This window comes from Fibrobacter sp. UWR3 (assembly GCF_900143055.1).
Classification (GTDB): Bacteria; Fibrobacterota; Fibrobacteria; order Fibrobacterales; family Fibrobacteraceae; genus Fibrobacter.
In genome coordinates, this window is sequence record NZ_FRCW01000008.1 from 14,669 (window position 1) to 29,193 (window position 14,525).

Annotated in this window: 10 protein-coding genes; 5 read left to right on the plus strand and 5 right to left on the minus strand. The window is 56.7% G+C overall.

The window, feature by feature from the left end:
- Window positions 1-2 precede the first annotated feature (2 nt).
- The 3 genes from BUA44_RS10920 to BUA44_RS10930 are packed head-to-tail and all read left to right on the plus strand — an operon-like array spanning window position 3 to window position 3,088.
- On the plus strand, window positions 3-1,295 hold the full coding sequence (locus BUA44_RS10920) for a hypothetical protein (protein WP_143151964.1): 1,293 nt from the start codon (window positions 3-5) through the stop codon (window positions 1,293-1,295).
- Window positions 1,296-1,310: 15 nt separating this feature from the next.
- On the plus strand, window positions 1,311-1,775 hold the full coding sequence (locus BUA44_RS10925) for a rhodanese-like domain-containing protein (RefSeq protein WP_072811921.1): 465 nt from the start codon (window positions 1,311-1,313) through the stop codon (window positions 1,773-1,775).
- Window positions 1,775-3,088: a bifunctional diaminohydroxyphosphoribosylaminopyrimidine deaminase/5-amino-6-(5-phosphoribosylamino)uracil reductase gene (locus BUA44_RS10930; RefSeq protein ID WP_072811923.1), complete on the plus strand. Its 1,314-nt coding sequence runs from the start codon at window positions 1,775-1,777 to the stop codon at window positions 3,086-3,088. The genes BUA44_RS10925 and BUA44_RS10930 overlap by 1 nt, the downstream gene beginning before the upstream one ends.
- 82 nt (window positions 3,089-3,170) lie before the next feature.
- Here the strand turns inward: BUA44_RS10930 and BUA44_RS10935 are convergent, their stop codons facing one another.
- The 5 genes from BUA44_RS10935 to BUA44_RS10955 form a co-directional block, all read right to left on the minus strand.
- Window positions 3,171-7,028 carry a transglutaminase domain-containing protein gene (locus BUA44_RS10935; RefSeq protein ID WP_255370538.1) on the minus strand — a complete coding sequence of 1,286 codons (3,858 nt, stop codon included), beginning with the start codon at window positions 7,026-7,028 and terminating at the stop codon, window positions 3,171-3,173.
- A gap of 297 nt (window positions 7,029-7,325) precedes the next feature.
- Window positions 7,326-8,765: a GAF domain-containing protein gene (locus BUA44_RS10940; protein WP_072811927.1), complete on the minus strand. Its 1,440-nt coding sequence runs from the start codon at window positions 8,763-8,765 to the stop codon at window positions 7,326-7,328.
- Window positions 8,758-10,299, minus strand: coding sequence for a TolC family protein (locus tag BUA44_RS10945; RefSeq protein WP_072811929.1), 1,542 nt, complete (start codon window positions 10,297-10,299; stop codon window positions 8,758-8,760). The genes BUA44_RS10940 and BUA44_RS10945 overlap by 8 nt, the downstream gene beginning before the upstream one ends.
- The gene (locus BUA44_RS10950; RefSeq protein ID WP_072811931.1) at window positions 10,299-11,093 is read right to left on the minus strand and encodes an efflux RND transporter periplasmic adaptor subunit; all 795 of its coding nucleotides are present in this window, start codon (window positions 11,091-11,093) and stop codon (window positions 10,299-10,301) included. The genes BUA44_RS10945 and BUA44_RS10950 overlap by 1 nt, the downstream gene beginning before the upstream one ends.
- Entirely contained in the window at window positions 11,094-12,566 is a 1,473-nt protein-coding gene (locus BUA44_RS10955) for a carboxypeptidase regulatory-like domain-containing protein (RefSeq protein WP_072811933.1), read from the minus strand.
- Between the two features lie 308 nt (window positions 12,567-12,874).
- On the opposite strand from BUA44_RS10955, the gene BUA44_RS10960 reads away from it, so the two are divergent.
- Both BUA44_RS10960 and BUA44_RS15080 read left to right on the plus strand, forming a co-directional pair.
- The gene (locus BUA44_RS10960) at window positions 12,875-13,186 is read left to right on the plus strand and encodes a DUF3467 domain-containing protein (RefSeq protein WP_072811935.1); all 312 of its coding nucleotides are present in this window, start codon (window positions 12,875-12,877) and stop codon (window positions 13,184-13,186) included.
- A gap of 80 nt (window positions 13,187-13,266) precedes the next feature.
- Entirely contained in the window at window positions 13,267-14,523 is a 1,257-nt protein-coding gene (locus BUA44_RS15080) for an FISUMP domain-containing protein (RefSeq protein WP_083579598.1), read from the plus strand.
- Window positions 14,524-14,525 lie beyond the last annotated feature (2 nt).

The window sequence follows — 14,525 nt, forward strand, 5'->3', positions numbered from 1 at the left end:
GTATGGATTCTGCGATTTCCGTTGCCGGACTCGGAATAAACTGGGTCATTGTGCTTGCCTTTACGTGCGTCATCCTTTTGGTGGCGTGCTGTATTTTCGTGTTCCTGCTGCGCGAGGGCATTCACAAGCAGAGGCTTTACGACAAGTTCCAGGGCAGTGTCAACGAGTTTATTGTCGTACTGTCGCGCAGGCTCGAGTTCCTGTACGGGCTTCCGATGTACACGTCAGACCCGCTGTTTGCGAGGCTCTCTTCGGGCAATATTTTCCAGGACCTGCTTCGCTCGAAGGACTGGTCCCGAATGAAGCTGTACTTTGACGAGGTGGAAAAACACCAGAACATGTCGTTTGTATTTTCCGTGGAAATAGACCCGACAAATGCGAATTCCGACCAGAGCCGTGTGCAGTGGTACGAAATGAAGACGGTGCTCGATTATGTATCCGTGCAGGAATACCGCTACATCTGCTTTATCAAGAACTTTACCCGCGAAAACGAGAACAGGAAGGAACGCGAGCGCATTCAGGTGCGGCTCGATAACCTGTTGCAGAATACCGGCGACTTCCTCTGGAATTTTGAGGTCGATGACCGAAGGTTCAGGCTCCTTACCCCGCTTATGGACGAGGAACATCGCGTTATCCCGCAATCTACGGGCTATGTGGATATCCGCAAGATGATGCCGGAATCCGACTACAACCTTCTCGATGCCGTGGTGAATGCGCGCGTCAAGGATTTCCATACCTACGGTTCCAGGGGCGATCCGTTCGAGACAATCAAGCTGCGTCTGTATGGTGCCGACAGGGCTATGGTGTGGTACTGCTTCCGCTGCAGGCTCGTAAACGACGAGGACAACCGCCTTGTGCTGCAGGGCTCGGCACGCCGCATGGATATGGTACTCGACAACCCTGTTTCGGACGATGACGACAAGGAAGCCATGCTTTCGGCGGTGCTCTCGTTCCCCGATGTGCGCGTGCTGTGGGCTGACAGGAACTTTACCATCCAGGGTTGCAACCAGGCTTTTGCGACCGACTTCCAGATTGTGAACCCGAAGGACATTTACGGGAAGAACTTGGATGCGGTTCTTACGAGCAGAATCCTGCCGCACGTGTCGAAAATCTTTTCGGAAGTGTTCGATACCGGAAGGAGCGTTGCCTGGAAGGGCGGGTTCTTGAAGGAAAACAGCCTGCTCATGTTCAACGCCGTTCCGCTCAAGTCGAAGGACAATGTGCTCCATTCCGTTTTGGGCGTGTACATAGTGCTTGACAAGAGCGACTTTGTAGAAGACGAAGAAAACGTTTAATCAAAAGGAGATATTATGAAAAAGTTATTCGGTCTTGTGATTTGTTCTGCGTTTATGCTTTGTGCCTGCAATGAAGCGAACGCCGAGAAGTCTGCAACTGCGAAGGGAGCCCCCGCCGCACAGCCTGCGGCTGCGGTCGCGGCGCCCAAGCCTGCAGAATCTGCTCCGGCTCCGGAAGCCCCGAAGGCGCAGATTACCAACATCGACTGGGCGAAGGCTCTCGAGATGCAGAAGGCCGGTGGCGTGCTGATTGACGTGCGCACTCCGGGCGAGGTTGCCGAGGGTACTGCCCCGGGTTCCATCAATATTCCGCTCCAGGAAGCCGAACAGCGCCTCGCTGAATTCCCGAAGGACAAGGACCTGCTTATCTTCTGCCGTAGCGGCAAGCGCAGCATGGCTGTTTCGAACATCCTTATCCAGAACGGGTACGAGCGCGTGTTCAACGTGGTCGGCGGTTTCATGGCCTTCCCGAAGAACTAGTGAATTACTTACAGCTCGCACTTGAAGAATCGTTTTTCTCCATCGGGGTTAGCCGTCCTAATCCTGCTGTGGGGGCTGTTGTCGTTAAAGACGGGATTGTGGTGGGGAAGGGGCGTACGCAGCGCCCCGGGAGCGCCCATGCCGAAGTGATGGCGCTGCGTGACGCGGGCGAACTCGCCCGCGGCGCGGCCATATACGTGACGCTCGAGCCCTGTTGCCACTATGGCCGCACGCCCCCCTGCACCAAGGCTATCATCGATGCAGGAATCAAGGAAGTTTATTTCGCGCACGCCGACCCGAATCCGGTAGTGCGCGGCAACAGCCGCAAGGTTCTCGAGGAGGCGGGAGTCCGCGTTTTCGAGGGTGTTGAAGCCTGCATTGCCGCCTGCTTTGAAGATACGGATGAAGGTGATTGCGGGAGCGGCTGCCGCGTGTTCGGGTACGATGCTTCCGGGCGTGCTGCCGGCAATCCCGTGCCTATTTCGGGTGCTGGGATGCGCGCGCCTTCAGAAGCAGAAATCGAGGGGCGCAGCGTATTTGCAGAAATCGAGCGCTACTTCGAGGCGTATGATTACTTTGTGCGCAACAAGAAGACGTTTGTCGAAGTAAAGTGCGCCGTGTCGGAATCGGGATTCATGGGGATCGCACGGCCCGATGGCTCGCATGCCCCGCTTTGCATAACGGGTCAGGGTGCGAACTGCTGGAACCATGAACTGCGCGCGATGAGCGATGCAATTCTTGTGGGTGCCGGGACGCTCCTTGCGGACAATCCCTCGCTTGACGTGAGGTATGCCCGCGGGAACAATCCTGTGAAGGTCCTCTGGGCGGGGCACCGCGTTTTTACCTGCGAAGAAGCGGATACCTTGAAGGTTTTCCAGGCGGGAGAGACGCTCGTGTTTTCGTATGTCCCGCAACAGGCCCTTGCTGCTCGTGACGGGATTGAGGTTTTTGTGCTGGCTTCCGGCGATTTTGGTTCGGGATGGTGCGAGATGCTTGCGGAACTTTCCCGCCGCGGGATGCACCGCCTGATGGTCGAACCCGGCGCGACGCTTGCGCATCTTCTTTTTGAGAATTCTGCCGGCGACGTCTCTGATGGCGATGCGCACGAAAGTCGCCCCCTCTGGAACCGACTGGACCTGTGGCATTCCACAGACCCGCATGTCGAGGAAGTTCTTGATGGCTTTACCCCGCAAGACGGGGCCCGCAAAAACGTGCTCGCCCCGCTTTCCTTTCCTGGGTTTCCCTCGGGTGCAATTGCCCGCGAGTCGGCAATGCTCGGCCCCGACGTGCTGACCGTCTATTACCCGGGATAACGTTATCCCGCGGGCATTTCGTTTTGGAGCGAAGCCTGCGGGCATATTTCAACCAGAGCGGAACCCGCGGGCATCTCGCCATCTATTTCACAATCACCATCGGGCTCGTTTCGCTCAGCAGGTAGTCCCATTCCTCGCGAATCTTGTTGTATTCGCTCGGGTCGGCGTACAGCGCGAACGTCGTCCAGTTGATGGAGGCTTGGGCCCCTGCGCTCACGCCCTTCTCGAAGCTTACATAGTCTGCGTCGCGGGCGAGTGCCTTCGGGCCGACAACGTTCACGCTCTTGCCGTCGGCAGCCTTCACGGTGAGGCTGTAGTGGAACTGCGTCTCGTGCGGCATGCGGATGGGGTGGTAGCGCTTTGCGACCTTGGGCATCTTGAACAGGCTGCGCTCCCACACGTTGGGGAACCGCCCCTTCATTTCGCCGCCCTGCCCGAAGTATGCCTTGGACCCGTAGGTGGTCACGAGAACGAGAGGCTTGTTGAACTCGTCGAGGTTCTTGATTTCGACCTTCGAAATGTTCACGTCGGGCACGCCCTGCGCCATGAAGTCTTCCATGAGCTTTTCCTGCTCCTTGACTTCGCGTCCGTAGAACTTGTTGCGGATGGCGCTGGCGAACTTGCCTTCCAGCGTCACGGAATCGCGGAACTCGCAGGTGCCGTCGTTCCCGATAAAGAGCCTGTGGTCAATCGCAATCTTGTGTTCCTGGTTGTCTTCGAGAATTGGCGTCTGCGTCACGCGGCTGTTCTCGCCGTCGATAATGAGGGCCACCTTGCCTTCCATGTCGAGCGGCACGGGGCGGTCGTTGCCCGTCTTGTCGGTCGCGTCAATCCACATTTCGCTTATGCGGTCCTGCTTGGGCACGTAGAGAATCATGTGGTTGAACTGCTGGATGGTCGGCAGCTGCGAGAAGCCCTCTTCCGTGAGGTGGATTGCGGTGAGGTAGCTCTTGACGCCGATGGTCGCGAGCATTTCTTTAAGCAATAGAGCCATGTCCTTACAGTCGCCACGACGCTCCTTGAGCGTCACTTCGGCGGTTTGCGGGATAAGGCTGTGGCCGCCGAAGCGGATATCGCGGTAGCGGATATCGTGGCGCACGAAGTTCGCGATTGCCTTCACGGCCTCGTTCCCAATCTTGTTGCCCTTCACCTCGAATGCCTTCTCGCGCACGCTCACAGCCTGCTTGAACTGGTGCTTGATGAGGTTCTGGTAGTCTTCGCCGACCTCCTTCCACTGTTGCTTGCCGGTGAGCATCAGGCCTGCGCCAAAATCGCGGTACACGGGCATGTAGAGTTCCTTGCGCGTAACGACCGGGCTCTCGATTTTCCATTCGCGCCCGCCCTTGATGTTTTCGCGCTCGAGCGGTCCGTATTCCTCGGTGGTGAACGCGTTCGTGTCGGCGTACACGCGGAATATGGACTGGCCCACGGGAACGTCCTTGCTGCTCACGAAGTCGGTGTAGGGTATCATGCCCTTCGCCTCGATGGCGGTGCGGCTGAACTGCAGATAAATGAAGTCGCCCGGCGCGAGTTCCGAGAGCGGGAAGTGCGCCATCTGGCTTTCGTTCTTGCCGCCGATTTCGGTCGCGTAGGTGATGTAGGCACCGTTCAGGCTAGCCTTCTGCTTCAAGTTCCAGTTGCTGTCGTACACTTCGAGCGCGTTGAGGAATATGCGGTCGTAACCCGGCAGAAAATCGAAGGTGAACTCGCGGTAGATGGCCGCGCCGCGCACGTCGAGGATTTCCATGAGCATCTCCTCGCTCCTGCTCCACGGCTGGTTCTTTTCGGCCTTCAGGCATTCCTTGCGGTAGTGCACCACGGCGGGGAAGTCGCCCTCGACGGCTTCCTGCTTGGCTTTTGCGCTCAGCAGGCTCTTGATGTTCGCGGTACGTTCTTCCACCGGCGTGATGGGCTTCTGCAGCGTGCGGTTGTCGGCCTTCCCGAGGAACGCCTTGGTGGCGCTGAGGAAGCTCTTCGCGTCTTCGTTGTCGGGCTTGAGCGAGAGCGCCTTGGTGAGCGCCTTTTCGGCGTCGCGGTAATTGTGGCTGTAGAAGAGAATCTTCCCGTGCATGGTCCAGAGCTTGTAATCGTTTTTTTCTTTTTGAAGGGTCTCTTCGCTGATGGCGCGTGCTTCCTCGTAGCGGCCCAGGAACATGAGGGCGTCCATGAGGGTTTCGCCCAAATCCTTGCTCATCCCGAACCGGCCTCGTACCCCATATAATATTTCGACGGCTTCGGCGTACTGGTCCAGGCCCATGTAGGTCTTCGCGAGGTAAACGCCCAGGCGGCTGCTCGGCTGCGTGTCGTAGAGGCGCTGCACCACAACGAGCGACTGGTGGCGCTGTCCGAGTCCCCAGAGCGCGTCGGAGAGGTTGATGACGTATTCTGGATTGTTCGGCGTGAATTGGAGCGCCGCTTCCGCACATTCGCGGGCGTGGCTGTAGTCGAACAGGACCTCGTACATTTCTCCGAGAATCGAGAGGAGCTTGCCGTTCTTGCGTACGAGCGGCATCTGGCTTGTAAAGTAGGCGATGCCCGGGCCGTAGAGTTCCTTCATCTGGTAGATAAACCCGCAGTTCACGAGGTAGAGCGGTTCCTCGGGGTCCATCTTGTTCGCGCGCTCGAAGTAGCTGAGCGCCACGAGCGGCTGGTCTTCCACAAGGCGGAGGATACCCACCTGGTTCATCACGGCGGCATTGAACTTGTTCTGCTTCCTGGTGCTTTCGGCGTCGGTCGCCTGCGCGGGCTTGGCCCCCACGGAGAGCCCTTCGATGGCGTTGTCTATTGCCTTCGCGTATTTCTTCTGCGTCGCGCCCTGCGTCCAGGCCGCAATCAAGATTCCGCGTCCGTTCTCGTAGAAGAACCGTCCCTTGTAGGCGAAATCGAAATTCCCGACCATGTGGGTGAGCGTGAATTCCTGGGCGTAGCGGTCGCCGACTTTCGTACGGCGTGCATCGAGCGTGCGGTTGTTCGGGTCCACGCCCAGGCGGGTGAGGAGCACCTTGAACATATCCTGCTGGTTAATCACGTCGGGCGGGAGGATGGCGCCATATACAAATAGCGAGACTTCCTCGGAATTGTCGGTGAGCACCAGGTCGGGGTCGTTGTTCTGCTTCGCGATGCCGTTCCAGAAGTGCCAAAGCGTGTCCTTCGTGCTCCAGGTGTAGCCGAGCGCTGCGGAAGTGTGGCTCTGGATGCGTTCCGGAGAGAGTTCCGGGCCCTGTTCCTCGGCGATTTCGTTGAGGGTGAATCCCTTGAAGAATTCCTTCCATTCCTCCTTGAGCATGTCCTTTGCGGGCACGTTGTCGGTTGCGGTAAGCGTGAGGGTATAGACGCTGCGTCCGTTGCCCGTGACCATGCCCACTGCCTCGTACGGGGTCTCGTAGCGCTTGCCCGCGATGTCGAAGAACGCGCCGGTCGTCCCGAACGCTTCTTCGGGATTGAGCTCGCTCAAGGTCGCCTTCTTGCCGCTAGATTCCAGGCTCTGCATTTCCATGCGGGCGCGGTCCATGAGGTTCATGGGCTCGCCTTCGTCGAGCGCTACCTCGCGTAGCACCGCGCGCCTGCCCGAATTCGCGTTGTAGAACTCGTAGGGGGCTCCGTCCTCGCCGCCGATGACCGTCCAGTCGCCGCCCGGGAACTTGAAGCTGAAGCCCGCGTTGCCGATGGTGCCGTCCGGGTTGCGGACCGCGCTTGCTTTCGCGCCCGAGCCCGCCGAAGCTGCGCTCGAATTATCGTAGTCGTAATAGCTCTGCGCCGCGGTAGCGGGGGCGCCGCTCTCGTCGGCCTTCGGTTCCGGGTTGGTCAACGGGTCGCCGTTTCCGGCGCAAGAAACCAGGGATGCGAAAAGGAACAGCGCAAACAGGCCCGCACTCTGCTGTGCGGGGCGGCCGCGAAAAGCGGCCACACGGGTAAATCTTTTAGACGTTGGAATCATCATGAGAGCAAAGATACAAAAACGAAATGCGCCCGCCCTGCTTTGCTTAGTCCCAAGTGGAATATGGCAATTGGTGTGTAAAAATAAATTAAAGTGTTTGCTAAATGAACAAGGTAAAACAGGTCGGGATATGCTGCACCTGTTCGTAATTGTGTTTTTCGTCTTGTGCCCAGGTGTGGTAAAAAAGCTTATCGCCCTTGGCCGTTAGCATCTGAGCCACAAGATTCTCGTAAACGTAGCCCAAAATAGTCTTTCCCCGCAAATTTTTTTTCCAGAAAATAGCCTTTCCCCGTAAATTTTTTACCACCAGAGCTTTATGCGCAGGTAGTCAATGGCCTGGTGCGAAAGGATCCACCAGAGCGTGTGCTTTTCGGCGAAAATCTTCGCGATGCCCGTCATGCCGGGGCGGAACCATGCGGGAGTGCCGTACACGAACTCGCCGCGCACGGCGAACGTGTTTTCCTGCTCCTTGACTTCGGCGGTGGGGCTTACGCGCTTGGTCTCGAAACGGTAGACGTAGTCGGGACGGCTCTTGACGGCGAGCAGGCCCTGGTTCCCGATGGTCACGTTGCGGAGTTCCTGTTCGGGGACGTTTATTTCGACGTAGATGTTCTCGATGGATGACATCTGGAACAGTTCGGAACCCTGCTTCACGGGGGCGCCGAGCCTTTTTTGCAGGTCGCCTTCGATGATGATGGCGCTGTCGACGTTCACGACCACTGTCGCCATCGAGAGCTTGTAGCGCACGGTCTTGAGCTTTGCCTGGGTCTGGGCGAGGCGCGCCTGGTGTATGCGCATCTCCGCGAGCTCGTGTGCGGCCTGCGCCTTCTGGATTTCGCGGCGGCTGTCCTGTTCCTGGGCCATGAGGTCGGCCTCTTCGAGCCGAAGCTCCGTCTGGTTGAGGCGCAGCAGGGGCGAACCCCTGTATACCACGTCGCCCGGCTTTACGAATACGGTGTCGATGTAGCCGTCGAACGGGGCCGTGGTGTAGATAATCTTGTCGGTCTTGAGGATTGCCGGTGCGCTTATTTTGTACGGAAGCGGGAAGAGCGTCGCGAAAAGGATGAACGCGATGGCGATGAGCCCGAGCAGCTTTGCCCAGGTGTGCTCGATCCCGAAAACCTTGGAAAGCCCCTTGCGTATAGCCCTTGCCATGCGCAGGCCGAACCAGCTGCTTTTGGTGTAGAGTTCAAGGAGGCGTGCGCTGCAGAGTGTGGACGTCAGGTACACCTGTTCGCTGTCGAGGTCGCTGAACGGTCTGGAATTGCGTTCGCAGCAGATTACGCCCACGATGTCTTCGCCGTTCCGGATGGGGACCGTCAGGATGTATTTTGTGTGGTAGGCCGCGCTGTAGAGCTCGTGTTCGCGTATCGAGAGAACGTTGTTTTCGGGAGCGGGGTAGACTACCGCGGCATCCTGCTCGTAGGCCTCTTCCATGATGCCTTCGAGGTCGCTCACCACCTGCATCTTCTTTTCGAAATGGTCGGTATGGCTGAGCGCCTTCAGTACAACGTAATCGTGCTTGACCCAGCCGAGGCTCACGCGTTCGGCGCCGTACTTGTCGCAGAGCCCGCTCGCGAGCGCGAGGCTTGCCGTCTTGAACTTGTCGCAGGCGAGTACGGTCTGTGCCACGTCGAACACCTGGGTCATCTGGGAAATCTTCGCGTTGGAACTGTTCAGCGCGCCCTGCATTGCCTTGAGTATCTTGGCCGGGTCGATCTGTGGCGTCGTCTTATTCATTCAGCAGTTCCTTGCGTAGGGTGGGGGTACCCTGGTTCCATGTCTCGAGTCCGTTTTCGCGGAGGAGCGCGCCTTTGGCGAGCAGGAGCTTGACGTCGACAAGGTGCATGTCGCGGATGTTCTCGAGGTGGCGCTGCTCGGCTTTGCGCAGGTCCTCTTCCATGTCGAAAATCACGTGGTAGTTGCTCTTGCCGAGTTCCATCTTCTTGAATTCTTCTTGCAGTTCGGTTTCGTGGTAGGTGACCGCGATCTGGCTGAGCCTCGTCTGTTCGCGGATTTCGGTCGCCCTTTTCTGCAGGTTGCGGAGCTCTTCGGCAAGCTTGTCCTGGATGAGCGCGAGCCTCACGCGGGCGGCACGCACGTTTATCTTTTCGGCGGCGGCCTGGTGGCGTTCGCCCATGTTCGCGAACAGGGGTATGTCGATTTCGATTCCGCCCGAAAGTACGGTCTGCCTGTTTTCGGCATGCTTGAAGTCGCGCACGGCGCGCCTTGCGTCGCTGTCGCGGCTGCGGATGCCGAAGTTCCCGACAAGGTCGAGCGTGGGGAGCGCCCTGGTGCGGTGCTGCTTTAGGCCCTCTTCGCGCAGGTCAAGTTCCGCAAGCTGCTGCAGGTAGGCGGGGTGCATGCGGCACGAATCCGCGCTCGAATCGCCCGCTGCGGGCGTAATGGGGCCTGCAGCGGTATCGTTGTCGTTCGGGGGCCTTATGGCGAGGGGGCGGGAGTCCTGCACGTACTTGCTCGATGAGAGCGTGAGCAAAAGTTCGAGCCTCGCCCTTCTCAGCTGGTCGATTGCCGAGAGCCTCGCGCTTTCGCGGTCGGAATATTCGGCGACGGCCTTCTGCTGGTCGAGCGCCGAAAGCATGCCCAGCTGCTGCCGCTTGCTTGCGTCTTCGGCGATTTGCTTTGCGACCTGGGCGGATTTCGTGGCGAACTGGAGCGTCTGTTCGGCGTAGTAGTAGTTCCAGTAGGCTTCGTAGAACTTGTCGAGGATTTCGCCGAGCGCGCTGCGGTATTTCTGGTAGGCGATTTCCTGTTGCAGGCGGGCCAGCCGCAGGTTGCTCGTGGGCGCGAAGTAGAGCAGACCGTCCTTGAGCAGGTGCTGGCGCAGTTCGCCGCCGAAATAGAGCTCGGAGGTGTATTCGCTGTGGGTGTATGTCGCCTGGTTGAACCCGATGTTGTATTCGGTGGCGGTGGGGAGCTTGCCCTGCACGCCAATCTTGTATTCGTCGCGCGTCTCGGTAAACAGCGCGCTAGGCTTGTCGGCGCGTTCCTTGTTGATGCGCCCCACGAGGTGCGGCTCGAATTCGCCGTACGTGCCCTTTGTCATTTCGGCCTGGGCAATCCAGTTGTATTTCGCCTCCTGCACGTCGGCGTTATTTTCGACCAGCACCTTGAGCGCCTCGTCGAGTTCGAGCACCAGCGAATCCCCTGGAGTCGCCGTGCCTGCCGAATCGGCCTCCGCCGCGGGCGATTGTGCCGCCACGAGGGCAAGCGCGAGGGCGAACGGGGGCAGGTATGCGGCGTGCATGGGCATTATTGCAGGATAATCTTGCCGGTGACGCCGGGTTCTACGGAGCGGTTGGAATTGTCGAAGATGACCTTGACCGTACGGAGCAGGCTCGCCTTGTCGACCACGGGCGAGATGTATTCGACGGTTCCCTTCTTGTTGCGGGCCTGCGACGAGCCGTCGAGCAGGAGCTTCACCGTCTGGCCCACCTTGAGCCTGCTCGCCTTGTTCGCGATGATGTAGGCGGTCATGCGGCAGGTGCGGACGTCGGCGATTTCGACGATGGGTTCTAGCGCCTCCACGCTTTCGCTCCGGTTCTTGGATATGGAGACGATTTCGCCGTCGAACGGGGCGATGAGATACTGCTTTTGCAGTTGCGCGCGGGCCATGCGGTGTTCCAGCGAATCCTTGGACTTGCTCACCTTGGCGGCTTCCCATTCGGCCTTCGCCACGCGGTAGTTCATCTCGCGTTCCCAGAGCTGTTCGGCGCTCACGGAATTCGAAGTTTCGTAGAGCTTCTTGGTTACCGTCCAGTCTTTTTCGTAGGTCTCCATCTTGACCCGTGCCGAAACGACGCTCGAGGTGTCTTCGGCGCTTATCTTTGTGATGCGGGCGCGGAGTTCCTCCTCCGTCTTGACCAGGTTCACGAGCGTGTCGCCCTTGTGCACGAATGCGCCTTCCTTGACCCAGATGCGGTCAATCTTGCCGGGGACGGTGAATCCGATTTTTGCCTGGTCGATGGGTTCGGTCACGCCGTCGAAACCGGCCGCGAGGGCCGAACCGATGGCGAATAGGGCGGTTGTCAAAAACAGCGGTTTCATTTAGGTCGACGAGCTGCTCGAACTGGACGCTGTTGCGGCTGAACTTGACGACTCGGGCACCCCGCTGCTGGAGCTTGCCGTGGAATCAGCCACGCTGGAAGAAGACGGCGGGACTTCGAGTTCGGTCATGATGAGCAGGTGTTCGAGGTAAAGCCCGTTCTCCGCGTAGACGGTGACGTCCATGCCCACGGAATCGCCCGGTGTCCTCGCGTCGAGAATCTTCTCGCGCATCTGCACGAAAAGCGTATCCTTGCTTATCCAGGCGTCCGCCGTGGCGAAACTCCCGTTGCACGAGATGGTTCTCGATGCCTTCGCGATAAAGTGCCACTGCACGCGTTCCACGTTCTTGCTCAGTTTTTCGGAGAACTTGACCCACAGCGTGTCGTCGATGGAGAAACTGGACCTGTATTTCTCGTTTTGCGGCCAGGCGTTGCTCGTGACCGCGTAGAGCCCGCGGTCGGTGGTGAACGCGGAGGCCCCGTCGAGCGTGATTTCGATGCGCTCGTTCTTCTTCTTGGTGTAGGCGACTATCGTCGTCGAGAACTCGGTGCTTGCGGGGAGAGGCCTGTCGTGCTTGAGGAACAGCGTGTCACCCTTGACCTGCGGCGTCAGGATGAAGGCCGAGTCGCCGGTCATGCTCACACCCAGGTTGTTTTCGGTAATCGCCTCGTTGAAAACGTAGTAGGGGACCGCGAGGGGCGATACGTTCTTGTAGCCCTTCTGGTCGGTATCCATGACGTTGCTCGCCTTGATGCGGAACGGGACAGTGATGGAAGTGTCTTGCGGCAGGTAGGCACGGCCGATGTCCTTGCTCGATTCGGCGGCGAGCCTCGGGAGCACCGTGGCGGGCAGGGTGAAGCGCAGGCCGTTGTGGGTGTAGGGGGCGATGTTCAGCAGTAGCCCCGAATCGGCGGGGAGCCCCTCGAACTCGAACTTGCCCAGGGAATCCGTCTTAGTGCTGAAGGAATCCTCGTCGAGGTTGATGTAGGAAGTGTCGGCGTGGGTTATCCAGACCTTTGCCTTTTGGACGGGGAGGGCGGCGCCCGTCTGCGGGTCATGTATGTAGTATTCGCCCGTGATTCCCGCGTTCAGGGGGCTGAGGCGAATTATGTTGCTCACGCTCGCCACTATCCCGTGCATCGATGAGGATTCGTTGGTGGAACCCACCGTGCGCACCTTGGGGGCGTAATGGAGCGTGTCCTTGCCTTTTACCTTTGTGTAGCTGAACGAAAAGCTTATCGAGCCGTAGGGGAGCCTGTCGATGAAGAAGGCCCCGTCCTCGTCGGTGGTGGCCATCAGCGTTTTGCCGTCGGCAACCTGGTAGCTAATGGTGGCTCCCTCTAGCCCCTTGCCGTTGCTGGCGTCGAGCACGTAGCCTGAAAATTCCCACTTGGAATAGTCGTCGCTTTCGGAATCCGTGACCGAGCATGCGGCCAGGAAAAGCGCAAAAAGAAGGGTGACTAGTTTGTTCATCCTGTTTCCTTTGTTCGAGACTATTTAAAAATCTGAACATCCCAAAACGGGACGGAAAGATAGAATACTCTGACAAACTTGTCAATAACGGACAAAATAGCGTTATGTTGTTTTTGTATTTGAGAACAACTTGCGTGGGTGTATCTTGTAAAAGATAATTTTACAAGGGTTGCTAAATGTTTGTCGGGGATAGAGATAGTAAGTGTTGTATACTTTTTGTAATAAATATTTTGTCTGTTATTTAATAACGAACAAAATAATTTACTAAAATTACAACAAAATAACAAAAACCATATTGGAGATTTTATATGCCCGAAAACAAGAAAGCCCAGAATGAACAGCCCGAAGTCGTGTGGAACGATTCCAACATGAAGAGCCTTTACGTGAACGCCACCAACGTGGTGGGCGGCCGCGAAGAAATCATGATGCTCCTTGGCCTGAACCAGGCATGGAGCATGGGGCAGGGCAAGGTGAACGTGGATATCGCCGAACGCGTGGTGATGACCCCGTACACCGCAAAGAGGCTCGCCATCATGCTCGCCGCGACGCTCAAGGCCTACGAGGCCAAGTTCGGCCCGGTAGACATCGGCGTAGCCAAGGCAACGGCCAAGAAGGCCTAAGTCTCTCTAGGATAACGAGTTTAGGCGGCTACCGGCGGCAGCCGTTTTTTCTGCATCCGCTTGGAAAATATATTTTTACAGTGCGCGTTGCGGACAAATTCCTGGAAATAATTCTTTTGTACGAAATTTTTATTATATTTTCTTCGGTGCTTCAAAACAGGAGAACGAAAGTGAAAATGGTGAAAAAGATTGGTTCGATGAGTGTTTTTGCTCTCGCAATGCTTGCTTTTTCGGCGTGCGATGATACCTCTTCGGCAAGTTCGGATGAAACGGATGCTTCTAGTTCGTCTGTAGAATCGTCGGATTCCGACGATTCTTCGTCTTCGGTCAGTGAAAAATCATCTAGCAGTGATGTGAAATATAGCAGTTCTGTAAAAGATAATCCTATTTCGGTTGATTCTAAAAGTTCTAGTTCTGTTAAATCATCCTCATCGATTTCGGTCGGGAGTTCGTCAAGTAGTAAGAAAATAGATTCTAGTTCGTCTGTAGTCTCGTCATCAAGCAAAATACAGAGTAGTAGTTCTAAAAGGTCGTCTTCTTCGAGTATAGCCTCTAGTAGTAGTTCCGTAAAATCGTCGTCATCGAGTGTAAAATCTAGTAGTTCTGTTGTTTCGTCTTCCAGTAAGGATGTTGCGTCTAGCAGTAGTGAATATGTGCCGTTTGATCATACTGTGACTTTGGGGGAAATGAGGGATGAGTATAAAAAGTTTACGGATGAACGCAATGGCCGCAGTTACTACTACATTACGATAAGGGGCAAGAACTCTAAGGGAGAGGCAGACTCCGTGACCGTAATGGCCGAGAACCTCAATATCGGCAAAATGATTACATATGTAAAGGATCAGGCTGACGATACGTTAATCGAGCGTTACTGCTACGATAGGGATACCACAAATTGTGACCGCTACGGGGGGCTCTACCAGTGGGCCGAGATGATGCAGTTGCCGAGCCGTTGCAATACTGAAAGTTGTGCTGACCTTATTCAGGAAAATCATCAAGGAATCTGTCCGGATGGCTGGCGGCTCTTGACCCAGGAAGATTTTTACATTGTGCTTCATGCCGACGGCAATACGCATGGAATTGCGGGGGTTCGATCCTCGTATGGATTTAACGGGTTCAATTCCACCGGCTATTCCCTCGTCGGCGCCGGGTACGTATGGGATCGCAGACTTTCTAGTATTAATGAGGGGACATATTGGTTTTATCCTGAGGAAAATGCAGAAAATCCAGATGCAAAAGCAGCAGCAGCAGCAGCAGGTGCTCAATTAAGCGATCTTATTGTAACTAAAGCTTCTAAGTTGAACGGCTTCTCTGTTCGCTGTGTAAAAATGGATTAATC

What these genes read in the sequence shown, in the direction of transcription:
- BUA44_RS10935 (WP_255370538.1), bottom strand. Translation starts at nt 7,028, where the DNA reads ATGATGATTCCAACGTCTAAAAGATTTACCCGTGTGGCCGCTTTTCGC.
- BUA44_RS10920 (WP_143151964.1), top strand. Translation starts at nt 3, where the DNA reads ATGGATTCTGCGATTTCCGTTGCCGGACTCGGAATAAACTGGGTCATT.
- BUA44_RS10925 (WP_072811921.1), top strand. Translation starts at nt 1,311, where the DNA reads ATGAAAAAGTTATTCGGTCTTGTGATTTGTTCTGCGTTTATGCTTTGT.
- BUA44_RS10940 (WP_072811927.1), bottom strand. Translation starts at nt 8,765, where the DNA reads ATGAATAAGACGACGCCACAGATCGACCCGGCCAAGATACTCAAGGCA.
- BUA44_RS10960 (WP_072811935.1), top strand. Translation starts at nt 12,875, where the DNA reads ATGCCCGAAAACAAGAAAGCCCAGAATGAACAGCCCGAAGTCGTGTGG.
- BUA44_RS10950 (WP_072811931.1), bottom strand. Translation starts at nt 11,093, where the DNA reads ATGAAACCGCTGTTTTTGACAACCGCCCTATTCGCCATCGGTTCGGCC.
- BUA44_RS10955 (WP_072811933.1), bottom strand. Translation starts at nt 12,566, where the DNA reads ATGAACAAACTAGTCACCCTTCTTTTTGCGCTTTTCCTGGCCGCATGC.
- BUA44_RS10945 (WP_072811929.1), bottom strand. Translation starts at nt 10,299, where the DNA reads ATGCCCATGCACGCCGCATACCTGCCCCCGTTCGCCCTCGCGCTTGCC.